The following is a 24,400-nucleotide window of genomic DNA, read 5'->3' on the forward strand; positions in this document are numbered from 1 at the left end:
CGGTGTCACCAATGCGGATGTCGGCTTGCAAGTCGTGAATGATGGCGTTCATGCGCGCCATGGCGAAGGTGGCCGGGTTAATCTCCTGCCCGAACAGGCGCAAGGGGGCTACGCCGGGTGGAAGTTTACGGTGGCCGTTTTCCATAACGCCGTGGGTTTCTAGCAGGCGTAGATGGCACTTGATGAGCAGCCCGCCGGAGCCGCAGGTGGGGTCATAGACACTCATGCCCAGCTGTGGGTCGAGCAGGCGCGCCATCAGGATGGCCACCTCGCGCGGGGTGTAGAACTCGCCGGCGCTTTGCCCCTGCCCCTCGGCGAACTTGCGCAGCAGGTACTCGTAGGCGCGGCCCAGGATGTCCGGCTCCACATCGTGCAGGCCCAGACGGTGGCGGGAGAGCACCTCCACCAGCGCGGCCAGATATTCATCCGAGATAATACGCTGACCGGCGGCGGTGGCGTTGAAATCCGCCATGTCGATCACGCCCTGCAGCGACGGATTCTCCCGCGCCACCTCACGCACGGCATCAGTGAGGAATTGCCCCAGGCCGCTGATCCCATGTTGGCGGATCGCTTCCCAATGGGCATTTTTGGGGATGTAAAAGCGCACCAGGTGCACCTCCCTGGTTTCCCGCTCCTGCTCCAGCAGTTGCAGGGCCAGGTTCCGACTGCCGAATTGGTCACTCAGGCGCTCGATTTCATCATCGAACACATCGGAAAGCCGCTTGAGAAACACCAGCGGCAAGATATAGTCTTTGAACTTGGGCGCGTCGACTGGCCCGCGAATGACACACGCTGCATCCCACAGCCAGGTTTCTAGGCTTTGAATGTCGATCATCCCTAACTTGCGGGCGCCTTCGCCCTCTCCTCTGCTTCGGAATACTCTACAAGACAAAGCTAGGCCGCAAAGCCACTTTGCTAATGGCAAGAGGCGGGCCTAGGCAATCCTGAAGTAGATCCTCTCGGGATCAACGCCCGCCCACGGTGATGGAGTCCACCTTGATGTGGGGCTGGCCCACAGTAACGTAGATGCTGCCGCTGACAGAACCGCAAAAGCCAGGTGCCAGGCGGAGATCCTTGGAGCACATAGAGATCTTGGTCAAGATATCCTTGGCTTCTCCAATCAGCGTGGCTCCCTTGAGAGGCTTGGTGATTTTGCCATTTTGGATGAGATAGGCTTCTTCCACGGCAAAGTTAAATTGGCCGGTGGGGCCGACGCTGCCGCCCCCCATGCGCTTGCAGTAGATACCTTTGTCAATAGAGGCAAACAGGTCGTCCAGTTCGGCGTCGCCGGGGGCGATGTAGGTGTTGCGCATGCGGCTGGCAGGGGCAAAGGTGTAGTTTTGCCGGCGGCCACTGCCGGTGCGGGGATGGCCGGTGCGCATGGAGCCGGCCCGGTCGGCCAGAAAGTTTTTCAATATGCCCTTTTCAATAAGCAGGGTGCGCTGGACGGGCATGCCCTCGTCGTCCACGTCCAGGCTGCCAAAGGCCCCCTCGGAAAGCCCCTCGTCCCAGGCGGTGAGGTTTTTGTGGGCAATTTTCTGGCCTTTTTTGTCGGCAAAGGGAGTGGTTTTGCGCTCGATCTGGGTCGTCTCCAAGAGATGCCCACAGGCCTCGTGGAAGATGACACCGCCAAAGGCGTTGGACATTACAATCGGGTAGGTGCCCGATTCCACATAGTCGGCATAGAGCATCTGGCCGGCGGCTTCTGCCAGCTCCTGGCTGTGGGCTACGAGATCCCAGCGGCGCAAAAAGTCGGGATCCCCGGTGCCGCCTGCGCGTTGGCTAACGGAAGCGCGATGATCCCCATCGGCACAGAGCAGGGTAGAACTAACCGACTGGGTAAGGCGGATGTCGCGCACAAAGGTGCCGTCGCTGCAGGCTACCAGGATCTCCTGCCAGTCACGGAAGTAGTTGGTGCGGCGGGACTGGACGTGGTGAGCTTGCCGCTTCAGCTCTGCGTTGGCCTGCAGCAGGATCTCCCCCACCTCGGCAAGGGAGCTGCATTCCTTGAGCCAGCCGTCTTTACCGCGGCGCTCAGCGTAGTCCTGGAGCAGCCCTAGGTTGACGGTGGAGACCAAAGCAGCAGGGCCAGGGGGGGTGAGGCCCATCAAGAGCAGGCCTTTTTCTAGGGCAGCTTTGAGGCCGGCAAAGGAGAGATCGTTGGTGCTGACGTAGCAGTCGGCCAGGCCGCGAAACACCCGCACCCCCGCGCCGGTGGCAAGCCGAGGGGTGATGCTGGTGAGGGTGTCGTCTTCTGCCAGGCAACTGATGGAGTTAGCCCGCTCCAGGAAGATCTCCACCAGATCGGCGCCGGCAGCCCGCCCCCAGCCCAAGAGAGTTGCAAGGGGATCCCGCCAGTCCTCGTCAAAGCGTTGCAGGGTGGGGCGGTAGTCGAGGTTGGGCAGTTCTTTGGATAAAAGCAGCATAGTAGGCCGAGAGCACTTAGCTGAGATGCCGCCATCTTTTGCTCCCTCAGTTTAACAAGACGTAAAGGCTGCCCTTTTGGGGAAAGAGACGCCAAGCTTGACAAGGGCAGAGGAGCAGCCGAAGATCGCTGCACAAGGATCCCTTACCTTGCAATGGCTGCCAAGAAAAGACCCTCGGAGCTTCAGCCCAGCCTATTTGACGATCCCCTAGAGCCACCTGCCTCTGCAACGGAGACGCTTCCCCAATGGGATCAGATCCCACTCTCGGCTCAGGTGCCCATTCCCCCCGGCACCTATCGGGATCTAGAACAACTGGAGCAGCACTGCCGGGTCTGCCAGCGCTGTGAGTTGGCGGCCAACCGTACCCATGTGGTGGTGCACCGAGGTAACCCTAAAGCCAAGATCGTGATTGTTGGCGAGGGGCCGGGGGAAAACGAAGATCTGCAAGGCCTGCCCTTTGTGGGTAAGTCCGGCCAGTTGCTGGACAAGATCCTGGCCTCGGTGGGGCTGGATCCCGAGCGGGATACCTACATCTGCAATGTGGTCAAATGCCGCCCCCCCAACAACCGCGTACCCACCCAGGCGGAGATGGATGCCTGCCGGCCCTATCTGTTGGAGCAGATTCGCCTAGTGGATCCCTGGATCATTTTGTTGACGGGGGCTACCTCGGTGCGCTCCCTTTTGGGGGATAAGCGGGGCATTACCAAGATCCGGGGCGAGTGGATCCAGTGGCAGGGGCGCTGGTGCATGCCCATCTTTCACCCCGCCTACTTGCTGCGCAACCCTGACCGCACCCCCGGCAGCCCCAAGTGGTTGATGTGGCAGGATATTCAGGCGGTAAAGCAGAAGTACCTAGAACTTGCCGGCGCAACGCCACCCCAGCGGGACTTTTGAGCGAAGATGCCACCTATGGTCTTTTTGGGGTAAAGGCGCTGGTCTGCCGGGCCAAGTAGGATGTTTCTCCCTCCTAGCCCTGGAGGCAGCCTGGCAAAACCCCGATTAAGCTGGGAAAGTGGACTCTTGTTGCCGCTGGGATCTTGGCTACCATGGCCTCCGGGCCGCTGGCGCGAACGGAATTTGCCCTGGAACAGCTTCTCTTCACCCCGGCCACACCTGCGCCTGACGCGGTGCGGGTCATCTACGCCTTTCCCAATACCTACTCCGTGGGGATCACCAGCCTCGGCTACCAGGTCATCTGGAGCCGGCTGGCCAGCCGCCGCGAGGTGGCGGTTGCCCGCCTGTTTACCGACCTGGCCGAGCCGCTGCCGCGGGATCCGGAGCTGATGGGCTTTTCCCTGTCCTGGGAGCTGGACTATGTCCATATCCTGGATCTGCTGGAACGACAGGGGATCCCCCTCCAGGCCGAGGCGCGGGGGGAGGCGGATCCCTTGGTTTTTGGCGGCGGCCCGGTGTTGACGGCCAACCCTGAGCCCTTTGCTGCGTTCTTTGACTTTATTCTGCTGGGGGACGGGGAAGGCCTGGTGGAGCAGATGATCCAGACCTACCGCCAGGTGCGGCAGGGATCCCGGGCCGAAAAGCTGCAGGCGCTGGCCCAGGTGCCAGGGATCTACGTGCCCAGTCTCTACGAAGTGCACTACCGCGGCCCCGACGGCCCGGTGGAAAAGGTCATTCCCAAGCGGGACGGGATCCCCAGCTTCATCCGCAAGCACACCTTCCGCGGCAACACCCTCTCGGTGTCCACCGTGGTTACCCCCAAGGCGGCCTGGGAGAGCATCTACATGGTGGAGGTGGTGCGCAGTTGCCCCGAGATGTGCCGCTTTTGCCTAGCCAGCTACCTAACTTTGCCCTTTCGCGCTGCCGATGTAGAAGGGCATCTGATCCCGGCGGTGGAGCGGGGGTTGCAGGTTACCCAGCGGATTGGCCTTTTGGGGGCTTCGGTAACCCAGCACCCCCAGTTTGAGGAATTGCTGGAGTACCTGGCGCAGGATCGCTTTGAGCAGGTGCGCCTTAGCCTGGCCTCGGTGCGCACGGGCACGGTTACGCCTCGCCTGGCGCAAGTGCTTTCCCGCCGCGGCAGCCAGTCCATTACCGTAGCCATTGAAAGCGGCTCAGAACGGCTGCGCCAGGTCATTAACAAGAAGCTAACCAATGAAGAAATCTTGGCGGCGGCCGCCCACGCCCAGGCCGGCGGCCTGAAGGGGATCAAGTTCTACGGCATGGTGGGGATCCCGGCGGAAACCCAGGCCGACCTGGAGGCCACCGTTGCTCTTTTCAAGGAGCTCAAGAAGGTGGCTCCCCGCCTGCGCTTGACTTTGGGCTGCAGCACCTTTGTGCCCAAGGCCCACACCCCTTTCCAGTGGCAGGGGGTGGATCCCCAGGCTGAGAAAAAGCTGCAGTGGTATCAAAAACATCTGCGTCCCCTAGGCGTGGAGTTCCGTCCCGAAAGCTACAGTTGGTCGGTCATCCAAGCCCTCATCTCGCGGGGGGATCGGCGGGTGGCCCGAGTCTTGCAGCTAGCCCGGCAGTGGGGCGAGTCCCTAGGCAGCTTCCGCCGCGCCTTCAAAGAGCTGCAGGGACAACTGCCGCCCTTGGACTACTACGTGCACAGCAACTGGGATCCGGCGGATCCCCTTCCCTGGCAGCACATCCAGGGCCCCCTCAGCCTGGAGCGGCTGGCCCAGCACCGCCAAGAGGCCTTCTCCACGTAGCCCAGGATCTAGGGATGGGGGCCTGCAGCGGCCAGAAACGCCTCGATCTCGGCGCGGTGGGGCAAACTGGGCTGGGCCCCAGGGCGGGTTACACACAAGGCCGCAGCGGCATTGGCAAAATGGAGGGCTTCCCTCAGGGATCCGCCAGCAGCCAGGTAGGCGGCCAAAGCACCGCAGAAGCTGTCGCCGGCAGCAGTGGTATCCACCACCAACACGGGGTGGGCTGGCAGATGGCCCCTTTCCTCCCCATCGGCCCAGACCAAGCCCGCTCCCCCCAAGGTGATGATCACTGTCGGGATCCCCTGCTGTTGCAAGGCTTGGGCCACTTTTTCGGCTTGCGCTGGCGTCTCCACTGGAGATTGGGCAAGGGCAGCGGCTTCCCTTTCGTTGAGCACCAAGTAGCGCACCTGACGCAGGAGGGATCCCGGCAGGGGAGCCACAGGGGCGGGATTGAGGAGGACAGGGATCCCTTGGGCAAAGGCCTGCTCCGCCACCGCCTGCACGGTGGCTAGGGGGATTTCCAGTTGCAACAGCACTAGAGCCGCCGGCGTCCAGGGGGGCAGATGCTCTGGCAGGTAGCGACCATTGGCCCCGGGGCTAACCACAATCCGGTTTTGCCCTGCTTGATCCACGGTAATTAGAGCAATACCGCTGGGCCCTTCCAGCTCCCGTACGTAGTGGGTAGCAACGCCGTTTTGCTCCAAGTTCTCCTTTAGCAGGCGGCCAAAGCCATCGGATCCCACCGCCCCCCACATCTCCACCTGGGCTCCTGCCCGGGCTGCTGCCACCGCTTGGTTGGCCCCCTTGCCCCCAGGGTAGGTGGCGTAGTCCGATCCCAGCACCGTCTCCCCCGGCCCCGGCTGGTGTGGCACCTGCACCACCAGGTCTAGATTTAAGCTCCCCACTACGCGAACGAGGGTCGTCATTGGCTGGCTGGAAAACGTTGCCTCCAGGGTAGCCAATTCTAGCTCCCGCTACAGTCTAAGAACTCCCCACCTTGGAGCCTCTCGGCTAGCTTAGGGAGGAGGTGACGCGGAGAACGAGCCATGCTGCTAGCTACTACAGACATGCTCCAAGGTAAAGAGGTGGAGCGCTACCTGGGCATTGTTACTGCCGAGGTAGTTTATGGCACCAATGTTCTGCGGGACTTCCTTGCTGCCCTCCGCAACATTATCGGGGGACGCACAAGAACCTACGAAGAAGTGTTCGAGAATGCTCAGAAAAAGGTTTTGGAAGAGTTGGAGCAGCGAGCCAAACGTTTGGGAGCAAATGGCATCCTAGGCGTTACTATTCATACCAACATGAGCACGACGCTGATCCTCGTTACCGCTGCCGGCACCGCTGTCAAGTTGCGCTAAGCCTTTCCCCTTAGGCCAGGCTCTCCATCACTGCCTCGTCAATCTCGAAATTGGCGTAGACATTTTGCACATCGTCCAAGTTGTCCAGCCGTTCCATGAGGGTTAGCACCAGCTTGGCCGTCTCGGGATCCTCCACATGCACTTCTGTGGAAGGGATCCAACGGATGGCCGCCTCCTGCACCCGGTAGCCCTCTTTTTTAAGGTAGGTGGCCACCTGCTCCAGCAGGGTGTAATCGCAATAGACCTCTGCGCCGGTCCCCTCCACCTTGAGATCCTCCCCCCCTGCTTCGGCTACCGCTAGCAGCAGAGCTTCGGGATCTGTCACCTCCTCTAGGGTGATCACCCCTTTTTGCCGAAACAGCCAGCTCACGCAGCCGCTTTCCCCCAGGCTGCCGCCGACTTTGCTGAAGGCTTCCCGCACCTCGGCAGCCGTGCGGTTGCGGTTATCGGTCATGGCCTCAATCAAGACAGCCACACCCCCAGGGCCGTAGCCTTCGTAGCGGATTTCCTCCAGGGGGCTGTCGTCGGTCCAGTTGCCGGATCCCTTGGCAATGGCCCGTTCAATGTTCTCGGCGGGCATGCCTGCCGCCTTGGCTTTCTCTACCGCCGAGCGCAGCCGAAAATTGGCTTCCGGATCCGGCAGGCCGCTGCGCGCTGCCACAATGATGGCGCGGGAAAGTTTGGTAAATAGGCTGCCTTTTCTGGCATCTACGCGGGCTTTTTGCCGCTTAATGTTGGCCCACTTGCTGTGTCCTGCCATAGCTGCACACTGGTCAAGCAGTAGGAGGGAAGAGATCCCCTTAACTCCGAAGCCTAGATCACCCCAGGCCCAGGACTCAACCCCACCCCAGCTCCAGAACCCTAGCTTGGATCCCCAAGCAAAACCCCATGAACAGCAGCCAGCCCTATCAAGGCTAAATGGGCTGCCGCTCGATGACATCCCCCGGTGGCGGTGGAGCTTCGGGGGTTGGCGAAGCTTCTGGCGTTGCTTGCGGTGTGGGCGTTGGTGTCTCTCCAGGAGCTGGCGTGGGAGGTAGAGGAGGCCCAGGCTCTTCAAGCACAGCCCCAGGCGGAGGGGTCGGGGTTTGCGGCCGAGTTAAAAAGGGCGTTACCTGTTCCAGCAGCTCGGCATAGAAGATTCCATCCTGCTCTAGCCCAAAGCGACCCACCGCCCAGCGGTGACGGGGCACAAACAACGTTTGCAGCAGTACTTCCCGACTGGCGAAAGAGGGAGTGCCCACAAAGACATAGCCATCGACGATAACACGGTTCAAGTCAGGCCGAGTTTGAAACACCCGATCCACCTCCCGCAGCATCTCCGTATCCAGCCGCTCCAGCAGAGTTTCCAGAGTATCTTCAGGCCTGACCAAAACCCGCACGGGGAAGCGATAGCCTTCGCATCGGTAATCTCCGCAAAGTTTAACCAGCTCGTTCCGAACTCGGATCTGCACCGCCGGATCGAGGTCTCTCACCGGTAGGGGGACTTCTGGCTCTGGCTGCTGTTCCGCTTCCTCAGCCCAAGTTAGAAATCGGCCGCCCCCTGCCCCCAATAGCAGCGATCCGCACAACAAGCCGAGTCCCAGACCCTGGAGGGGGAAGCTCCGGCCTAGGTTGCCCTGCCTGGAGCGCTGTGAAAAGCAATCCCGATTCGGGCTACTCGGCGGGTTGTTCATAGGTTAACCAATACGGCAGCGATGGCTATCGCCAACTCTACCCGACATCTGCCTAAGAGGCACTAGGCCAGGGAAAAATGGAGTTGCTCTTGCTGGGTATCGCTGCTCTAAGGAGGCAGACTAACTAGATCGGAAGGGCATCCTGGTTTGCTGCAGCTTGCCGAAATGGCTGTAGTCTGGAGAAGTTAATGATCCTGTGGCAGAGGAGTGTCTATGTCGTCATTGCCGGCATCGAAGGTGGGGGGATTGCAGGTGCGTTTTTTCTGGGGCCTTCTAGCCTCGACTCTCCTTCTAGCAAGCTGTGGGGGGTCTGGGGGGACAGTGCCACCGCCGGTCAATGTCTGCGAGCAGGCCTTTCCAGCGATTTTTGCTGCCAAGAGTTTGCGCCCAGGAGAGAAGCGCAGTGGAACCTTGGGGCCCAATAGCGACTTGGAGATCTACTTCGATGAGAAAGACAATGTGATAAATGCCCGGGAAGTCCCACCCCCCCCTGGCACCTTTACCTTTTACGTTGACGGATTCCTTTACTTTCCTTCTGCAGCTAATGTTACCGGAGTTACTATCCGCCTAACCAGTTCAGTCTTCGATCCTCTGCTGGTCATCCTTGGCCTTGATGCCAACAGGAATTCTGATCCGGAACTCATCTTTATCAACGATGACGCAGCTCCTGGCAATTTCACCACCTCTGAGCTGACGATCCCAGTACGGCAAGACCGCTGTTACTTAGTGCTGGTGGAAAGCTACTGGGCCCAGAATGCCCGCAGCTCTGCTCCGGGTAGCCCTGGCCGCGGCCCCTACACCCTCGAGGTGGTCAGGGAAACCTCTGCCACTCCTCCTCCTCCCCCTGCCATCCAGCAGAAGCCGGAGGATCCGGAGAACGGCGGCGGCGGCGACCGAGGCGGCGGCGTGGGTATTTAACTCTGGCGGATGAGCCTGATGGCAAAGCTGGCGCTGCCACAGGTGGCTGTGCCGCGAATGGAGCGCCCGTCAGGGCTGACAGTGCCACTCCACGTGATGGTTGGAGTACCGCTGCCCCCTATCCTGCCGCTGACAGAAAATTGGTTGCCGATGAGCTGGCCGCTGCGCTCCTCAAAACTGGGAGAGGAAACCCTGAGCTGGGTGCCGTCTTGACGAATGGAGACGGTTTCCTGGATACCGGTTGCAACATTAACCTTACACAGGGATCCCTGCCAGACAAAGGATCCTCCCTCGTAGAGCCACTGGCCGCTCAAGGCAAGCTCTGGCACAGGCATTGGCGTTGGTGGAAGTGGTGTCGAGGTGGGCGGCGGGGGTGGAGTTGGGGTAGGGGTAGGAGTGCGAGGAACAAGCGGCGTCAATCGAGGGGTAGGAGTAAGCGTTGGTGTTGGCACCGGAGTGGGAGTGGGTGTCGGTGCCGGAGTTGGAGTAGGCGTTGCCACTGGAACGGGAGTGGGTGTCGGTGCCGGAGTTGGAGTAGGCGTTGCCACTGGAACGGGAGTGGGTGTCGGTGCCGGAGTTCGAGTAGGCGTCGCCACCGGCGTGGGAGTGGGTGTTGGTGCCGGAGTTCGAGTAGGCGTTGCCACCGGAGCGGGAGTAGGTGTTGGTGCCGGAGTTCGAGTAGGCGTTGCCACCAGAGTGGGAGTGGGTGTTGGTGCCGGAGTTCGAGTAGGCGTTGCCACCAGAGTGGGAGTGGGTGTCGCTGCCGGAGTTGGAGTAGGCGTTGCCACCGGCGTGGGGGTGGGGACGGGCTCGAGGGTAGGTCTCGGGGTGACTGCGGCGGTAGGGATCGGCTCCGGCTCTTCCTGGGTATCGCGGGTTGCTGGGCGCGGCCAGAGCAAAAACGCGGCCAACAAAGCCACAGCGCCTCCCCCAGCCAAGACCCACTTGAGGCTGCTGCCAGAAGGCTGGAGAACCGTTGGGGGGGCAGCTCGCGGCAGGGGGCGGGTGCGGGGGGTATCCGTCCGTGGTGGGACGGGGGGATCCTGAGGAGGAGCAGCCGGACGAGTGTTGCTGGCTGGGAGGACTGTAGAGGGCGTTTTGGCAGTTTCGCCTGCAGCTTGAGAGGAGGGATCCGGCGCAGCTTCTGCCGAGGTAGTTGAGGGGAGAGGTGCCCGCTCGGCGATGTAGTAGGGGATCCCTACCCCTGGAGGGGAGACCGGCTCCTCTTCAATGAGATCCAGATCCTCATCGCGGATATCTTCAAAGGCTCCAGCAGTTGATCCTGTATTGCTGGTGGTTTCGATTGGCGGCCTGGGAATAGAAGAAGGTGGAGCATGGCCTTGAGCCTTGGCACCGCTGGTGGGAAGAATCACGGTACTGGCCTGGCTGCTGGAGAGTTGAGTGGCTACCGTCAGCTCATAGGCTTGCAGCAGCCGCTCCCCTAGCTCCTGCATCGTCTGCGGCCGCTCGTCGGGGTTTTTCTTTAGACAATCCATCACCACCGCTGCCACCGCAGGTGGGATTGGCTGCGGGGTTGTTGCCGAGGTGAGCTCAATCGGGTTTTCGTAGCAATGGGCGTGGATCCAACTGTGCAGAGTGTCGGTTTCCAATTGAAAGGGCATGGATCCCGTCAGCATCTCGTAGAGCACCACCCCCAGGGAGTAGATGTCTGAGCGGGCATCCAGAGACTTGCCCCGTATCTGTTCAGGAGAGGCGTAGCGAGCGGTGCCGATAAATCCGCCCCCCTTTTGGGTGCCCAGGCTAAGGGTGTGATCCGCCAAGGTTTTGGCTACGCCGAAGTCGAGGATTTTCAGTTGCGACGTGAGCTGGCCATCTCGAAAAACCCGCTCAACAAACAGGTTGCTGGGCTTGATGTCGCGGTGAATCACGCCCCGAATCTCGCGGCCCTCGACCTTGGCGTGAAATGTATGGGCAAAGTGCAGCCCCTCACAAGCCTGCAGGGCCAGCCGAAGGGCTTGCCGGAGGGGCAGAGCCCCTTTTTCTCGAATCAGCTTGCCCAGATCCTGCCCCTTGAGGTATTCCATCACCAAGTAGGCCTGCTCCCCCTCTTGGCCGTGATCCAAGACTTTGACGATGCGGGGATGCTGGCCCAGAAGGGTGCTGACGCGAACCTCTTCGGCAAAGCGGCGACGCAAATCGGTCTGGGCGTCACCCCGGCTCAGCAGCATAGGGGCATGCAGGATCTTAACAGCCACCTCTTGGCGGTTGTTGTGCAAGTCCAAAGCGCGAAAGACGGATCCCATGCCGCCGCCACCGATTTCTTGAATCAGTTGGTAGCGGCCACCCAAAATGCGATTGGTGAGTTCGGAAGACATAAGGAGGCAGCTTGGGCAGGGATGTCCATACGATAAACCAATTGCTGGAGTTTATACCCGCTCCTTTCCCCGTCCAACTCAGGGATCCCAATCTTTGACGCTCTGGGAACTCTGCGCTGCTCAAGCCCTCACCCCCGGCCCCTCTCCCTCTGGGAGAGGGGAGCTGAAGCGGCGCGTTCGCGGCAGCGCTGCCTAGCAATAACGACGCGACGAGCCGTTTTTTACTGCTACTTGGAATAACCATTTAGAGATTTTCTTAAGGATCCCTAGTAAATGTGAAAAAAAGTGAGAGGGAATGCTGGGGAAATGAGGCCTTGTGGGCAACCTTCGGCCTGAAGAGGGATGATCGGAAGGGATCCCTGCGCGAGGGCTTATGGACTTGGGCTTGGTGGTGATTGCCTACAAGGAGGGGGATCGGGAGAGCAAGGCCGCCTGTCAATTGTGTGCGGAGCAGTTGCGTCGGCGCGGCGTTACGGTGCTGACCGCTCCCACCGGCTTGCACCACAACCCCTACCCGGTCTTTTTGGAGGCCACTTCGGATCCTATCGATCTAGCTGTGGTACTAGGGGGAGATGGGTCGGTGTTGGCGGCAGCCCGCCACTTGGCCCCGCACGGGATCCCGATTTTGCCCATTCAGTCGGGGGGCAGGCTGGGGTTTTTGGCTCAATCAGAGCGGGTGCTGCACCAGGATCCCTGGGATCGCATTCAGGCAGGAGACTTCGTCCTGCAAGCCCGCATGATGTTGCAGGCCCAGATTTGGGAGCAAGCGCAATTGGGGCAAGGGGCTATCCCTGGGGAGGGCAAGCGGCAGGGCCGCCCGGTCAGCGAAGTCTACTACGCCCTCAACGAAATGTGCCTCAAGCCCATCAACCGGGAACGCCTGCCCGCCGCCATCATGGAAATCGAAGTCAATGGCGAGATTTTGGATCAGTACCACGGGGATGGCGTGCTGGTGGCCACGCCAACGGGATCCACTTCCTACACTTTGGCAGCCAATGGTCCCATCCTGGAGCCTACCTTTGAGGCCATCATCATCACCCCCATTTGTCCCCTCAGCTTGTCCAGCCGGCCCATTGTTATCAGCGGCACGGCCACGGTGGAGATCTGGCCCCTTGCTGATCCGGAAGGGCTGACCCGCCTCTGGACTGATGGTGTCTTGGCTCAATCGGTCAACCCCGGCCAGTGGGTGCAAATTCAACGGGCTCCCCTGCCGGCCAAGCTGATGATCCTAGAAAAAGACCTCTCCTACTTCCGCACCCTGCGAGAAAAGCTGCAGTGGGCCGGCAGCCGCATCTACATCCCCACCACCAACCACCGCCCCGCGGGGGAGTAGCGGAGTTTAACCCCCCTGGAATCTTCTCCCCTGAGCCTCAGACTTTACCTACTCAGACACGGGGAAACCCCCTACAGCCGTTCCGGCAGCTTTTGTGGCGCCCTTGATCCCGACCTCACCCTCGAAGGCCAGCCGATGGCAGAAGCCTTTGCCGCCGCCTATGCTGGGATCCCTTGGCAGGCCCTCTACGTCAGCCCGATGCGGCGCACCTTGGCTACCCTCAGGCTGCTGGCAGAGAAGACGGGGTTGGAGATAGGGAAATCCATTACAGCGAGTGGGAGGGCAAAACCCACGCCGAGGCCAGCGAAGCCCATCCCGAAGCCTACTGGCGCTGGAGGACCGAGCCGGCCTGGAACGCCCCCAGGTGGCGAAACCGCTGTGCAAATTGCCAACCGCGCCCTGCCGGTTGTGGCGGAGATATCGTCTCCCACAAACAAGGCCACCCTTCGGATTCTTCTCTGCAGCCTGCTGGGCATTCACCTGGGCCGCTACCGGGATCGCACCGAGGTTTTGGCTGCCTCGGTCAGCGTGGTCAAGTTCGATCGCTATGGGCCCCTGCTGGAAAGCTTGGGGGAACGCGGCTATCTGGCGCCTAATCTGCAGCAAAGGGTAGGCACCTAAACTTTCAAAATGGGTCTGAAGTTCACTCAATGGGGATAAATTGCAACAGCAACCCTGGGTGGATGAGATGAACCGGGGCAGATTTTCCATCCTGGTCGGGATGGGCCAGCAGCACACAGCGATCTTGAGGGGTGAGGTTAAACCCGGCAGAGGGATCAGCCAGTTGAGAGTTGAGTTGGGGATCCCCGACAAACGTTAGTTGGGCCAACAGAGTTAACAGCCGGTCTTGGTGGGCCAGATCCGCTCCAAAAGCAGTTCGCTCCTGCAAGGTGGCCAGCGCTACAGGATAGCCTTCTCGAATCAAATAGGTGAGGATCCCGGCACAGCGCTCTACGGCCCGCTCCAGCTTGTTGCGATGGGCTTCAGGGCTTTCTCCCCGCGGCTGCCAGCGATTTTCAAAACAGAGGACGATGGCCTGGGAACGGGGGCGCTCCAGCTCCCGCACAACCAGTTGATCCCGTTTGGCGGAGATCTTCCAGTGCACCGAGCGCAGATCATCCTGGGGACGATAGGGCCGCAGGCTAAGGTAGTCCCCCTCCTGGCCGGCCTGAGGGCGCAACTGGCTACCGCCGCTCAATTGTTCCCACAGCAACAGGTTTTGGACAGGGGCAGGCCGAGGAAACACAATTACTGTCTGCGGGTCCTCGATTTCCAATGCCTTGCGGAAGAGTTCAAAGGGAAAGCTGGTGGCAATCTCAAAACCCTGCAACTGCCACACCCCTCGCCTTGAAAAGGTGTGTTGATAGAAAGTCTCCACCCTGCTGCCGGGATCCAGCCGCAGCACATAGCTGGAAGGCCAATCCGTCTGCTTCAACCCCTCGATGCGTTCCCTTACCTGGAGCGAAAAACTGGGCAGGCGCCGTTTGCGATTGACCAGCGTCAGCCCCACCAAGACCGGCTGGCCGGCAAAGATGCGGCTGGGCAACCGCCGGCTCACCTCCAGATCTTTGAGGGTGAGCTCGGAGAGGAGGCCGCTGAGGAGAATGAGGCTAAGCAGCATCCCCAGCACCAGGTATAGGGGATTGTTGCCGGTGTTGAAGGCGGCAATACTCACCAGGAGGGTGATCCCGACAAACCGCCCCCCGATGCGGGTAAAGCGGAAGCGGCGCAGAAAACGAACCCGCTGCCTCAACTGGGGAGAGCGGATCCCCAACTTCCACCGCCATCGCGAGGATTGGAAGAGTTGAAATGCTGCTTGGCTAAGTTTTGGTAACACTGGCATCCCTTCTCCGCCGCCCTGTGCCGCTAACTCTTGCCCCTCAACCCTCCGCTGGAGTTAGGGGGAGTACTGGACATTCTCAAACATTGAGCTACGCGATAGGGCAAGTCCCGCAAATAAGTTGCTCGTTACTGGTCGGATCCTTCCTGCCATTCGCGTCAGCAGGACGGAGTCCTTTCGAGTGCGGTGGCACAGCAGTTACAGGCTAGCGATGGTGCTCTGGGGTTTTTCCTCAGACCTTTGAGGGATCGTCCGAGACAAGGTAGCTATCGTTGCGTTGGCCGGAGAAGGGGCAGGGTTGTTCTGTGAGAATTTCGGCAATGGCCGCGGCCACTCGCTCTTGTTGCCGGAGGGTCAGCTCGGGAAAACAGGGCAAAGACAACACCTGGGCAGCACAGAGCTCGGCATTGGGCAAGTCCCCAGGTTTGTACCCCAACTTTTTGCGGTACACCGGCTGCAGATGCAGAGGAAGGGGGTAATAAACACGGCTGGCAATGCCCCGCTCCTGCAACTGCCGTTGCAACCGGTCGCGCCGCCGTGAGTCGGTTGGGTGGGAGCCAGGCACCCGCACCGTGTACTGGTGCCACACCGAGTTGCCCCCCACCGCCACCTGGGGCAGGATGAGGCCAGGGATCCCCTGCAACAAGCGGTGATAGGACTCGGCAATGGCCTGCCGCCGCCAGTTCCACTCCCGCAGGTAAGGCAGCTTAGCCGTGAGGATCACGGCCTGCAGCGCGTCGAGGCGGCTGTTGAGGCCAATGTATTCGTGGTGGTACTGACAGACCTGGCCGTGTTCTTTGAGGATGCGCACCTTGCGGGCCAGTTGCGGATCCCGGGTTACCACTGCCCCGCCATCCCCTGCTGCCCCCAAGTTTTTGGTGGGAAAAAAGCTAAAGCAGCCGATATCCCCCCAGGTGCCCACCGGCCTGCCCCCCCAGCAGGCTCCTACCGCCTGGGCACAATCTTCCACTACTGCCAACCCATGCCGCCGCGCAATGGCCAGGATCTGGGTCATGTTGGCTGCCTGGCCGAACAAATGCACTGGGATTATGGCTTTGGTGCGGGGAGAAATGCTCTTTGCCAGAAGCTGGGGATCCAGGTTAAAGGTGCAGGGATCCACATCCACGAACACCGGGCGTGCCCCCACCAAATCAATAGCCTCGGCGGAGGCAAAAAAGCTAAAGGCAGTGGTGATGACCTCATCGCCCGCTTGGATTCCCAAAGCCCGCAGGGCCAATACCAAAGCATCAGTGCCGGAATTGCAACTGACAGTCTCTAGGTCGCCGCCGCCAAGAAACTGGGAGAATAGCTCCTCAAAGCGCTGCACCGCCTCTCCCCCGATGTACTGGCCAGAGGCCAGCAACGCCTCCACCTCAGGCAGAAGGGATCCAGCCAGAGCGCGGTATTGCAAAGTTAAATCCAGCAGCGGGATTGGCTCATCCGTCATGGTGCTGCCTTTTGGGGGGTAGCGGCCACAGCCCATCATCGAGGATAAGAGCCGGTGGAGACAACGCTCTGGCACCAAATTGGGCTTTTGTGGAGCTCAGTTGCTGAGCGAGCAGCTGGGATCCAGCCTCGCTCCGGATTGATCCTAAGCTAGAGTGAACGCGGTACATTTCTGACCAGGGATCCCCTAGGCTGGATACAGCTACCGCTATCGACAGGATGCTCTATGCAGGTTGCTTCTCAACAAGTTGGCGGCAAAGCGCCTTTAGCACCCCGAATTCTAGCTTTGGTGCCGGGAGGGATTGGCGACCAAATTCTTTTTTTTCCCACCCTGGCGAGTTTGCGACAGCGCTTTCCAGAAGCGGAGCTGGAGGTGGTGGTGGAGCCACGGGCAGCAGCTGCCTACGAGCTCTGTCCCTCGGTGAATCGGGTGCTGACCTTTCCATTTAAAGAGCAGCTTTCGTTGGGAGATATCAGCGATCTGCTGGGGCGAATCCGAGAGCGGCAGTACGACGCTGTGCTGAGTCTGGGCAAAAGCCTGGGGGTCAAGCTGCTGCTTTGGCTAACTGGGATCCCGAAGCGAGTTGGCTATGCTCCGCCAGGACCTGGACGACCTTGGCTAACTGACCCAGTACCCCTGAAGCCAGCCCAGTACGCCGCCAGCATGTACCACGACTTGCTGCAGGGGTTTGGCATCACTGCGCCGGCAGGCTTGCCTCAGATTCGCCTCAAGAAGACAGACCTGGAGTGGGCCGAGCAGGAACGCAAGCGCCTGCTGGGGAATGCTGCCCAAGATTACGTGCTGCTGCACCCTGGCGCCAGCCAACTGTCCCAGGAGAAGGGAATTCAGAAGATCTACCCCCCCGCCAACTGGGTCAGGGTCATTAAGGGTTTCCGGGAAAAGCGGCCGGAGCTGCCGCTGGTGCTGCTGTTGGGGCCAGAAGATGAGCAGCTGGCGGAGGGCTTTCTGTCGCAACTGCCAGATCTGCCGGTAAGCCGCCCTCCCCAACTGGGCCAACTGGCGGCCTTGATTGCTGGCTCCACTCTGCTGCTGTGTACTGATAGCGCCCCCATGCACCTGGCGGTGGCTACGCAAACTCCGCTGGTGGCTCTGTTTGGCCCCACCGATCCAGAGCGGCTGCTGCCTTCTGAAGGGCCCTTCCGCGCCGTCAAGGCAGCCAAGGGGGTGATCGGCTCGATCCCTCCTGAGCAGATTCTGCAGGTAATCTTCCCCGGATAGAGGGCTTGCCATGCGGACGAAGGGACTTGAACCCTTACGCCTTGCGGCACTAGATCCTAAGTCTAGCGCGTCTGCCATTCCGCCACGTCCGCAACGGCGGGATCCCGCTCACCTATGCTAACCCAAGCTGGCTCCAGCTAGCTCGGCAACTGGCTAACGGCAACCTTCAGTTCTTCTGTGGCGTCCAAAACCCTCCAGCTCTGCCCCGCTGTCCGCTGCCACAGCTCAAAGTGCAGGTGCGGCCCGGTAACTGCTCCTGTCGCCCCTACATAGCCAATGATGGATCCCTGCCGAACCACTTCTCCTGGGGTGACAGCTACTTTAGACATGTGACCATAGCGGGTGCGCCGGCCACCGGCATGCTCCAGGACCACCGTGATCCCCAGATCTCCTAGGGATCCGGCACTCACCACCTTACCAGTCAGGGCAGCTAGGATTGGCGTACCCAGGCTGGCCCCCAGATCTACGCCGGCGTGAAACTCCAGCTGACCCTTGAGGGGGTGAATCCGCAAGCCAAAGCCAGAGGTGATCGGCACGGGGTGGGGCAGAGGATAGAGCAGTTGCTCCTCACTTGGGATCGATGGGGGCCAGGTCGGCGGTGGCGGCTCAGGGGTTGGGGGCGGGCTGGGATCCTCAATGCGAAGCTCTTCCCCTGGCAGGAGAAGGATGCGGCGACCGGAGCTGCGCTCCAGCAGCACTACTGCTACCCCACTTTCCGGCTGAGTCTCGGTAACCTTTGTTGGCTCGATAACGATTTCCCGGCCCACCTCGGTGCGGAGAGCCTCGCTGGGTTGCAAGAGCAAGCCTGGGGTTCCTGGGCTAGTTTGCGGCAGGGGAATGGCGCCATCCAGGACCAGGGCCTTTGCTGCAGGGGTATCCAGCGCTGGCCCGACGGGGGGAGGAGGGGGTAGGCGCGTCTGTGCCAACAACGCTGGGGGAGAAAACCAGAGCAGGCTTAGCCCTAGGCCTAGAGTTAGCCCCAGCCGTCGCAGCTGTCGCCCTCTGGCGGCCCAACTGCTGCCTAGCCAAGAGAGAAGACGCTGCCCAAAAGAGGTGGAATCCATCACGCAAAGGAGGAGCTGCTGGCAAGAGACACTTGATAGCTTAGGCGCACCTGCTCGGGAGAGAGGACGAGGATCTGTCCCCCCTGAGTTTGTACCCGCAGCCTGCCATCCTCGGCAAGGCCCAAAACCGTAGCCGACGCCTCCCCGGGGAGCGATTGAATTTGCGGCTGCACTGTCCAGGCTTCGTACTCGGAGCGCACAGGAGCAAACCCCTCCTGCAGCCAGCTCTGAAACCCCCGCTCCATCCCCTGCAAAACCCAGGCAGCAACGGCAGTGCCATCCTGGCGGGATCCCAAGATCTCGGCCAAATTGATTCCCTCAGCGGGCACGGGATTGTTGATATTTACACCCACGCCAGCCACCAACCCCAGCAACTGTCCCCTCTCCCCAAAGCGGCTTTGCACCAGGATCCCCCCTAGCTTGCGCAGAGAACCAGGTCGCTGCTTGTCCGGCACCACCAGGTCGTTGGGCCATTTCAGCCGCAGCGGGATCCCCAGTCTCTGGCGCAAGCTGCCCGCTATACCCCAGGCCAAGGTTAGGGTCAGTTCCAGCAAAGAATGCCGCAGGGGAGGGGATCCCAGCCAGACCGACAGGTACAACCCCCCCGCTGGCGATTGCCATACTCGCCCATGCTGGCCCTGTCCTGCCCGCTGGCGGGTACTCACCAAAACCGTGCCCAGGGGCAGCGGCTGAGGGAAGCGACGACCCCAGTCCAAGAGCAGCCGGTTGGTGGAATCGGTTACTGCCACCTGGAGAAGGTGATGCCCCCAGGCCCCCCGACCCACCAGGGATCCCAGCCGCGCAGGGGAAAGCATGGCTCGGCCCTAGCTCAACACAATGTCTTCTGCGGGGCGCTGGGCCAGCCGCTTCAGGTTTTGGTAGCGCAGCATGTCCAACAGGTCGTTGCCAGAACGCCCCTCCAGACGGGCCTCTAGGTGCAGCGCCTGCCCTAAGGCCTCCACCGCCTGCAGCCGCGGAACTCCGCGCAAGACCAGCCGGTCCACAGCGTAGGCATCGGCAGCCAAAAGACGGCGGTCGTTGGTCTGGTCGCGGCGCAACTGCCAGAGAGCCAAGCCGCTCAAGCCCCCGGAAACCGTTGCCCCCACCGGATCCTGCTGCACCGCCTCGAAGATTAGGCTCAAGCCTCCCAAGGCAGCAATAGCCAGGTAAAAGTCAATCTGTCGCGAGGCCGCCCGGCTGTAGTAGCCTACTTTGTGCAGAAACAAGCTGGCCCGCTGCAGCGGAGTAAACTGCCGCCACTCGTAGGGCTTAACAAAAAGCCGCAGCTGCCGCTCCCAGGGCAGTTGCCGGCGGCCTTTGATTACGACTGTCTGCTGCTCCGAGGCCGGCAAGATCTTGACGCTCTCCCGCATGCTGGCCGGCAGCAGATCCAGCAGGCGGTCGATCTCAGCCTGGTCGAGAACGTAGTTATCGTAGCCGTTGTCGTAGCCGTAGTACTCCGAGTTCATGCCGGGCCTACTCCTAATCCCATCGCCTGACGCATCTCCCGCACCGCCCGATCCAACCCCACCAGCACCGCTCGACTGATGATGCTATGGCCAATGTTTAGCTCCTCCATGCCCGGGATCCGCGCCACCGGGCCCACATTCCAGTAGGTGAGGCCGTGCCCAGCATTGACCCGCAGCCCCAGTTGAATGGCCTGCTGGCTGGCTTGCTGCAGCTGGGCCAGCTCCACCTCCCGTTGGGCTTCTGAAGAGGCCTCGGCATAGCGCCCGGTGTGCAGCTCCACCCAGCGGGCCCCCACCTGGGCAGCGGCGGCAATCTGGATGGGATCTGGATCGACAAACAAGCTGACGGGAATGCCGGCTCCTTGAAGTCGGTCAACCACTTCACTTAGGCGCGAAACCTGACTGGCCACATCCAGTCCCCCTTCGGTGGTAATCTCTTCCCGCCGCTCAGGAACCAGCGTGACATAGTCGGGCTTGATCTCTAAGGCAATGGCCACCATCTCATCCGTTGCCGCCATCTCCAAGTTCAGGTGGGTGCGCACCGTCTGCCGTAGCAGCCGCACATCCCGTTCCTGAATGTGGCGGCGATCCTCGCGCAGGTGCACCGTGATCCCATCGGCGCCTGCCAACTCGGCAATTACAGCCGCGGCCACTGGATCCGGTTCGACGGTGCGGCGGGCTTGGCGCAGCGTGGCCACGTGGTCGATGTTAACTCCAAGGCTGACCAAGGCTACCGTTCTCTCGTTGCAGAAGATCCTAAGGGATGCTTCTAGTATTACATTATTCAATTTTGGACTGCTTGGGGGAGGGCAAGACAGAAACCCCGCAGGCCGAGGGCCTATGATCAAAGACGACGCTTTCCCCCTCCTGGATCCCCTTCAGGCTTGCCATGACCAATCCAGATGCCTCTTTGGCGGTGGAACACCCCTCTCTAATTGACCGGGCACGGGTGGCAGCCCTGATTGCCCAATACTTGCCGGTGGAGATTTGTATCTACTACCAGGTGGTGCCTTTGGCACTGGATATGGACAGCTTGATCCTGGGCATGGTGGATCCCCAGGATTTGGCAGCCCTGGACTACGTGAGCAAGATGCTGGCCTATTCCCAGATTACGGTTGAGCCAGTTCCAATTACGCTCGAGCAGCAGCAAGAGTTAATTGCCTACTACTTCAGTCATCCCCCTAGCCCGGCAGAGGTGGAGCGGCTGCGCCTCCAGGCCCACGCCAGCCGTACCACTCGGGAAGTCCCTGCTCCCGTAGCTGAGCCGCCCAGCCGACCAACTCCCACCCAGCCGCTGCCGGCACGGCCAACTGCTCCGCCTGTTCCTGCTGACGAAGCGGAAGAGACCGTGCAGCAGCTGCTGAACTCGATGCTGCGGCGGGCTCTAGACGAGAAAGCAGAGCAAATTTTTGTGGAACCCCAGGAGGGAGTGGTGTGCCGAGTGCGCTATCGCCAGCAAGGGATCCTGCGGGATCTGTTCAAGGATCTCTCAGAACCGATCCGGGCTAGGCTGATTGCCGCCATGAAGCGGATGATGGCTCTCGATCCTGCCCTCATCGGAGAGCCGCAGCAGGCGGAGGCGGAGCGGCTGTACCGGGGGGAGCCGCTGGTACTGCAGTTGCGCATCATTCCCCAGCCCTCTAAAACCGGACCGGGCTCCCCTCCTAGGGAAGGAGCCATCCTCAGCATTCTGCGAGGAGAAGCCCTCCAGAAGTATCAGCAAAGCCAGAACCGCCTCCGCGTCTCCGAGACCCTGGCCTTGGCCCAACAGACGCACCAACTGCTGCAGCAACTGCAAGTGGCCCTCAGCAGCACTCTCGGGAAGCTCAAGCAGTATCCCACTCCCCCTGACAGCAACTGGCCCCTGATGGCAGAAACGTTGGCGGCCATTCAGGCCCAGGCCCAAATGCTCGCCATCCACCAGCAGGACTGGGAAAAACTTAATTGCGGCAGTTGAGCCGCTGGTTGACACTCCCCTGACTAGAGTCGGGGGATGCTTACGCAGTCCACCGTTGGACTCGTAAGGGCGCTGTCAAGACGCCCCTAGACGGTTCCTAGTTCCGCTTACTTACTGGCTTTCGGCACTGTCCGGGGTAGCGGGACGGAGGGTTACCAAGCTACTCTGCTGGGTTACCGGAAAGGGGAAAGATAGACGGGACAAGCTGCTTCGCTACAGAGTTGTGGTGGCAGGCGCTTTGTACAAGCAGGCTGTAGCTGCGGCTGCCAGGATTGCAAACCACTGTTATCGGTAGCAGGCCACTGCCTCGATTTCCACCAAGGCATTCAGGGGCAGGCCAGCTACTTGCACGCAAGAGCGGGCCGGCGCCGGCTCAGTGGCGAAAAACTCTCGATAAACCTCGTTCATGGCAGCAAAGTCTTTCATATCCGCCAAGAAAACCGTGGTCTTCACCACATTGGCCAAGCTCGTGCCCCCTGCTTCCAGCACTGCCTTCAGGTTCAGCAGCGCCTGGCGAGTTTGCGAGGCAATGTCTTCCCCCGCCAGCTTGCCGGTTCTGGGATCCAGGCCCACCTGGCCAGCAGCAAACAGAAAGGGCCCCGAAGCGACAACGCCCTGGCTGTAAGGGCCGACAGGAACAGGAGCAGCCTCGGTTTGCACCTCCCGAGGGCCTGGCCTGGTTTGACCCTGGGGGTGGCCCATCTCTGCCCTAGCCAGATCAATCGGCTCCATAGAGGTTTGCCCCAGTGAAGAGAAGCTCTTCCGCTACGCTACCACAGGCGGATCCCAGAGAAGACGAACCCGCAATGCCAAAATAGGCTTGTCGGGAAGAAAAAGTACTCATGCCTTTGATCAAGTTGCAAACCTCTCTGCAGCCAGAACCTGCCGCCGTGGCAGACCTACTCAAGTTCCTCTCTGCTGCTCTGGCCAAGCAGTTGGGCAAGTCGGAAGCCTACGTGATGACTGCTTTTGAAGGAGGGATCCCGATGACCTTTGCCGGCAGCGCCGATCCCTGCTGCTATGTAGAGATCAAGAGTATTGGGCAGTTTTCCGCCGATCAAACCCGATCCCTGAGCGAGTTTTTTTGCAGCACCATCGAGGACAAATTGGGGATCCCCAAGAAGAGGATTTACATTGAGTTCGGCGATGCCAAAGGCTATCTTTGGGGATGGAACGGCACGACCTTTGGGTGAAAGCTCGCACAAGTCAAGCCTCTCCTCGCCTGGCTGCTCCAGCCTATCCAACAAAGCGGCAGCTTCTACTGAAGTTCGCCAGTAATTTGGGTGTGTCCGTTCTTGTCTTTTGGGCAGCCCATCGATTGGGATGCTTTGCAAGACTGATTTGCCGGGGCCCTGGTGGAAGACTTGAGGCCGCTGGGGCCAATGATTGTGGCGACGGTGCCGCCTCTGCCGGCTTCGCTACTGACTTGGACGCAGGAGCTGTGGGGCTCGGCAAGCCCTACGGGAAGTGGTGAAGCAGGGCTAGGCCAACCTAAGTCAAAGTGGCCTTGTGCAGAGGCTTAGCCAACCAGTTGGCAGAGGGTCTCCTGCCTTTCTCGGTCTTGTTCGGCCAGTTCCTGGATGGCCCGTTGGTACACCTGGGCGGGTGTGGATCCCTGGTTGACCTGCTTCAGCCAGCGCTGGGCTTCATTGCCTTCCTGGAGCAGGGTTTGCAAGGGAGCCAAGAAGCAACCCAGCCCTTGGGGCTGGCCCAGGCGCCACGCTTCAGTCAGCAGCTCTTCAATCCACTCCTGGGCTAAGCGTTCGCGGCCGGTGCGCCAGTCAATCAGCCGAGCTTGCAGAGACTCACGGGCAGCAGCCTGCTCGTTGGCCTCGCAAAGACTCTCCAGCTCCGCTGGGGTAAAGGGCCCCCCCAAGGGATCCAGGGCCTCCGGGTGGGACAGCAATTGCCAAAGGCGGGCCTCCACTAAGGCGGCGATGGCCAGGATCATCACCGGATCTGCCACCAGGTCGCAGATGCGCAGCTCCACTCGGTTGAGGTGATAGGGCCGCTCCGGGCCGTTGGGCCGTACAGAAGTCCAGAGGTGGCGCACATTCTGCATCGTGCCCAGGGCCAGTTGCTCCTGCATCCAGGCGATGTAGTGGGCGTGATTCCGGAAGAAGGGCACCTGGGCCGGCGTTTTAGGAAACACCTGCCAACGGCTGGAATGATAGCCCGTTACCTGGCCGTCCAGGAAAGGAGAAGAAGCGCTCAGGGCCAAATAAAGAGGGGCTTCCGCCCGCAGCAGGCGACAGGCGAGGAAAATGGCCTCCGTATCTGGCAGACCGACATTGATGTGGATGCTGGCGGTCACCACCCGCGTGCCGTAGGTGCGCTCGATGTAGTCGTGGTAGGGGTTGCCCGGATCCGAGCGCTCGAAGTGGTCGCTGCCGCCCAGAGCCAGGGTGCTCCCCGGCAGCAAGGTGTAGGGGCCAAGACGGCGCAAAAACTGCCGCAGTTGCAGGCGAGGCCGAAGCAGAGCACAGAGCAGGTCTTCGTAGCGGCGAAGGGGCGGGGTGATGTACTCGACGTTGCGCCGATCTGGTTCTCGCACAAACTCCGGCAAAGCTTGGCAGATGCGATCCGATAGGCCCACCACTTCCCCGGCGGCGGTGCCGGTGTACATTTCTACCTCAAAGCCCTTGGTCAACAGCACAGGCCAGCCTCCAGC

22 protein-coding genes, 1 tRNA gene and 1 pseudogene are annotated in these 24,400 nt (G+C 60.8%); 9 read left to right on the top strand and 15 right to left on the bottom strand.

Features of this window, described 5'->3' with window-relative positions; translation table 11 throughout:
• Positions 1-892: type I restriction-modification system subunit M (locus NW827_RS05855; protein WP_414503445.1), on the bottom strand; the 892-nt coding region annotated here is incomplete at its 3' end.
• A gap of 73 nt (positions 893-965) precedes the next feature.
• Positions 966-2,426: a TldD/PmbA family protein gene (locus NW827_RS05860; protein WP_414503446.1), complete on the bottom strand. Its 1,461-nt coding sequence runs from the start codon at positions 2,424-2,426 to the stop codon at positions 966-968.
• A 273-nt stretch (positions 2,427-2,699) separates the two neighbouring features.
• Here NW827_RS05860 and NW827_RS05865 point away from each other — a divergent pair, with 273 nt between their 5' ends.
• Both NW827_RS05865 and NW827_RS05870 read left to right on the top strand, forming a co-directional pair.
• Complete coding sequence (locus NW827_RS05865) at positions 2,700-3,320, top strand: uracil-DNA glycosylase (protein WP_414403560.1); 621 nt, start codon at positions 2,700-2,702, stop codon at positions 3,318-3,320.
• A gap of 152 nt (positions 3,321-3,472) precedes the next feature.
• Complete coding sequence (locus NW827_RS05870; RefSeq protein WP_414403501.1) at positions 3,473-5,095, top strand: B12-binding domain-containing radical SAM protein; 1,623 nt, start codon at positions 3,473-3,475, stop codon at positions 5,093-5,095.
• Positions 5,096-5,103: 8 nt separating this feature from the next.
• Here the strand turns inward: NW827_RS05870 and rbsK are convergent, their stop codons facing one another.
• Positions 5,104-6,021, bottom strand: a complete 918-nt coding sequence (gene rbsK / locus NW827_RS05875) for a ribokinase (RefSeq protein WP_414403502.1) — start codon at positions 6,019-6,021, stop codon at positions 5,104-5,106.
• A gap of 120 nt (positions 6,022-6,141) precedes the next feature.
• On the opposite strand from rbsK, the gene NW827_RS05880 reads away from it, so the two are divergent.
• On the top strand, positions 6,142-6,453 hold the full coding sequence (locus NW827_RS05880; RefSeq protein WP_414360996.1) for a YbjQ family protein: 312 nt from the start codon (positions 6,142-6,144) through the stop codon (positions 6,451-6,453).
• 10 nt (positions 6,454-6,463) lie between these two features.
• Here NW827_RS05880 and NW827_RS05885 read toward each other — a convergent pair whose 3' ends face one another.
• Positions 6,464-7,213 (bottom strand): YebC/PmpR family DNA-binding transcriptional regulator, encoded by a 750-nt coding sequence (locus tag NW827_RS05885; protein ID WP_414360998.1) that lies wholly within the window; start codon positions 7,211-7,213, stop codon positions 6,464-6,466.
• A 154-nt stretch (positions 7,214-7,367) separates the two neighbouring features.
• Positions 7,368-7,925, bottom strand: a complete 558-nt coding sequence (locus NW827_RS05890) for a hypothetical protein (RefSeq protein ID WP_414361001.1) — start codon at positions 7,923-7,925, stop codon at positions 7,368-7,370.
• 522 nt (positions 7,926-8,447) lie between these two features.
• On the opposite strand from NW827_RS05890, the gene NW827_RS05895 reads away from it, so the two are divergent.
• Positions 8,448-9,044 carry a hypothetical protein gene (locus NW827_RS05895; RefSeq protein ID WP_414403504.1) on the top strand — a complete coding sequence of 199 codons (597 nt, stop codon included), beginning with the start codon at positions 8,448-8,450 and terminating at the stop codon, positions 9,042-9,044.
• Here NW827_RS05895 and NW827_RS05900 read toward each other — a convergent pair.
• Positions 9,041-11,380 (bottom strand): serine/threonine protein kinase, encoded by a 2,340-nt coding sequence (locus NW827_RS05900; RefSeq protein ID WP_414503447.1) that lies wholly within the window; start codon positions 11,378-11,380, stop codon positions 9,041-9,043. The two genes, NW827_RS05895 and NW827_RS05900, sit on opposite strands and share 4 nt — an antisense overlap.
• A gap of 373 nt (positions 11,381-11,753) precedes the next feature.
• Here NW827_RS05900 and NW827_RS05905 point away from each other — a divergent pair, with 373 nt between their 5' ends.
• Complete coding sequence (locus NW827_RS05905; protein ID WP_414403506.1) at positions 11,754-12,713, top strand: NAD(+) kinase; 960 nt, start codon at positions 11,754-11,756, stop codon at positions 12,711-12,713.
• Between the two features lie 30 nt (positions 12,714-12,743).
• Positions 12,744-13,334, top strand: a pseudogene (locus tag NW827_RS05910) (histidine phosphatase family protein).
• Between the two features lie 22 nt (positions 13,335-13,356).
• Here the strand turns inward: NW827_RS05910 and NW827_RS05915 are convergent.
• Positions 13,357-14,487, bottom strand: coding sequence for a DUF58 domain-containing protein (locus tag NW827_RS05915; RefSeq protein WP_414503448.1), 1,131 nt, complete (start codon positions 14,485-14,487; stop codon positions 13,357-13,359).
• Positions 14,488-14,785: 298 nt separating this feature from the next.
• Complete coding sequence (locus NW827_RS05920; protein ID WP_414361014.1) at positions 14,786-16,000, bottom strand: DegT/DnrJ/EryC1/StrS family aminotransferase; 1,215 nt, start codon at positions 15,998-16,000, stop codon at positions 14,786-14,788.
• A 225-nt stretch (positions 16,001-16,225) separates the two neighbouring features.
• On the opposite strand from NW827_RS05920, the gene NW827_RS05925 reads away from it, so the two are divergent.
• Positions 16,226-17,239 (top strand): glycosyltransferase family 9 protein, encoded by a 1,014-nt coding sequence (locus NW827_RS05925; protein ID WP_414403509.1) that lies wholly within the window; start codon positions 16,226-16,228, stop codon positions 17,237-17,239.
• A gap of 11 nt (positions 17,240-17,250) precedes the next feature.
• On the opposite strand, the gene NW827_RS05930 is transcribed toward NW827_RS05925, so the two are convergent.
• The 5 genes from NW827_RS05930 to NW827_RS05950 all read right to left on the bottom strand — a co-directional run bounded on the left by NW827_RS05930 (position 17,251) and on the right by NW827_RS05950 (position 20,500).
• Positions 17,251-17,331: transfer RNA gene (locus NW827_RS05930), tRNA-Leu, on the bottom strand.
• 45 nt (positions 17,332-17,376) lie between these two features.
• Complete coding sequence (locus NW827_RS05935; protein WP_414361020.1) at positions 17,377-18,303, bottom strand: M23 family metallopeptidase; 927 nt, start codon at positions 18,301-18,303, stop codon at positions 17,377-17,379.
• Positions 18,303-19,118, bottom strand: coding sequence for a biotin--[acetyl-CoA-carboxylase] ligase (locus tag NW827_RS05940; protein ID WP_414403510.1), 816 nt, complete (start codon positions 19,116-19,118; stop codon positions 18,303-18,305). The genes NW827_RS05935 and NW827_RS05940 overlap by 1 nt, the downstream gene beginning before the upstream one ends.
• 9 nt (positions 19,119-19,127) lie before the next feature.
• A complete protein-coding gene (locus NW827_RS05945; RefSeq protein WP_414403511.1) occupies positions 19,128-19,772 on the bottom strand; it encodes a DUF3318 domain-containing protein in 645 nt (214 codons plus the stop codon).
• The gene (locus NW827_RS05950; RefSeq protein ID WP_414403512.1) at positions 19,769-20,500 is read right to left on the bottom strand and encodes a pyridoxine 5'-phosphate synthase; all 732 of its coding nucleotides are present in this window, start codon (positions 20,498-20,500) and stop codon (positions 19,769-19,771) included. The genes NW827_RS05945 and NW827_RS05950 overlap by 4 nt, the downstream gene beginning before the upstream one ends.
• Positions 20,501-20,661: 161 nt before the next feature.
• Here NW827_RS05950 and NW827_RS05955 point away from each other — a divergent pair, with 161 nt between their 5' ends.
• Positions 20,662-21,729, top strand: a complete 1,068-nt coding sequence (locus NW827_RS05955; protein ID WP_414403513.1) for a hypothetical protein — start codon at positions 20,662-20,664, stop codon at positions 21,727-21,729.
• A gap of 285 nt (positions 21,730-22,014) precedes the next feature.
• Here the strand turns inward: NW827_RS05955 and NW827_RS05960 are convergent, their stop codons facing one another.
• On the bottom strand, positions 22,015-22,389 hold the full coding sequence (locus tag NW827_RS05960) for a RidA family protein (protein ID WP_414403561.1): 375 nt from the start codon (positions 22,387-22,389) through the stop codon (positions 22,015-22,017).
• A 182-nt stretch (positions 22,390-22,571) separates the two neighbouring features.
• On the opposite strand from NW827_RS05960, the gene NW827_RS05965 reads away from it, so the two are divergent.
• Positions 22,572-22,922: a phenylpyruvate tautomerase MIF-related protein gene (locus NW827_RS05965; protein ID WP_414361033.1), complete on the top strand. Its 351-nt coding sequence runs from the start codon at positions 22,572-22,574 to the stop codon at positions 22,920-22,922.
• Between the two features lie 326 nt (positions 22,923-23,248).
• On the opposite strand, the gene gshA is transcribed toward NW827_RS05965, so the two are convergent.
• The gene (gene gshA / locus NW827_RS05970; RefSeq protein ID WP_414403514.1) at positions 23,249-24,385 is read right to left on the bottom strand and encodes a glutamate--cysteine ligase; all 1,137 of its coding nucleotides are present in this window, start codon (positions 24,383-24,385) and stop codon (positions 23,249-23,251) included.
• Between the last annotated feature and the right edge of the window lie 15 nt (positions 24,386-24,400).

The sequence above is a fragment of the Synechococcus sp. H70.1 genome (assembly GCF_047502705.1).
Taxonomy (GTDB): domain Bacteria; phylum Cyanobacteriota; class Cyanobacteriia; order Thermostichales; family Thermostichaceae; genus Thermostichus.

Bases quoted from the DNA above. Each gene is read 5' to 3' on its own strand.
- NW827_RS05860 (WP_414503446.1), bottom strand. From the start codon at position 2,426: ATGCTGCTTTTATCCAAAGAACTGCCCAACCTCGACTACCGCCCCACC.
- NW827_RS05945 (WP_414403511.1), bottom strand. From the start codon at position 19,772: ATGAACTCGGAGTACTACGGCTACGACAACGGCTACGATAACTACGTT.
- NW827_RS05885 (WP_414360998.1), bottom strand. From the start codon at position 7,213: ATGGCAGGACACAGCAAGTGGGCCAACATTAAGCGGCAAAAAGCCCGC.
- NW827_RS05880 (WP_414360996.1), top strand. From the start codon at position 6,142: ATGCTGCTAGCTACTACAGACATGCTCCAAGGTAAAGAGGTGGAGCGC.
- rbsK (WP_414403502.1), bottom strand. From the start codon at position 6,021: ATGACGACCCTCGTTCGCGTAGTGGGGAGCTTAAATCTAGACCTGGTG.
- NW827_RS05955 (WP_414403513.1), top strand. From the start codon at position 20,662: ATGACCAATCCAGATGCCTCTTTGGCGGTGGAACACCCCTCTCTAATT.
- NW827_RS05905 (WP_414403506.1), top strand. From the start codon at position 11,754: ATGGACTTGGGCTTGGTGGTGATTGCCTACAAGGAGGGGGATCGGGAG.
- NW827_RS05920 (WP_414361014.1), bottom strand. From the start codon at position 16,000: ATGACGGATGAGCCAATCCCGCTGCTGGATTTAACTTTGCAATACCGC.
- NW827_RS05925 (WP_414403509.1), top strand. From the start codon at position 16,226: ATGCAGGTTGCTTCTCAACAAGTTGGCGGCAAAGCGCCTTTAGCACCC.
- NW827_RS05940 (WP_414403510.1), bottom strand. From the start codon at position 19,118: ATGCTTTCCCCTGCGCGGCTGGGATCCCTGGTGGGTCGGGGGGCCTGG.
- NW827_RS05900 (WP_414503447.1), bottom strand. From the start codon at position 11,380: ATGTCTTCCGAACTCACCAATCGCATTTTGGGTGGCCGCTACCAACTG.
- NW827_RS05965 (WP_414361033.1), top strand. From the start codon at position 22,572: ATGCCTTTGATCAAGTTGCAAACCTCTCTGCAGCCAGAACCTGCCGCC.
- NW827_RS05870 (WP_414403501.1), top strand. From the start codon at position 3,473: ATGGCCTCCGGGCCGCTGGCGCGAACGGAATTTGCCCTGGAACAGCTT.
- NW827_RS05935 (WP_414361020.1), bottom strand. From the start codon at position 18,303: ATGGATTCCACCTCTTTTGGGCAGCGTCTTCTCTCTTGGCTAGGCAGC.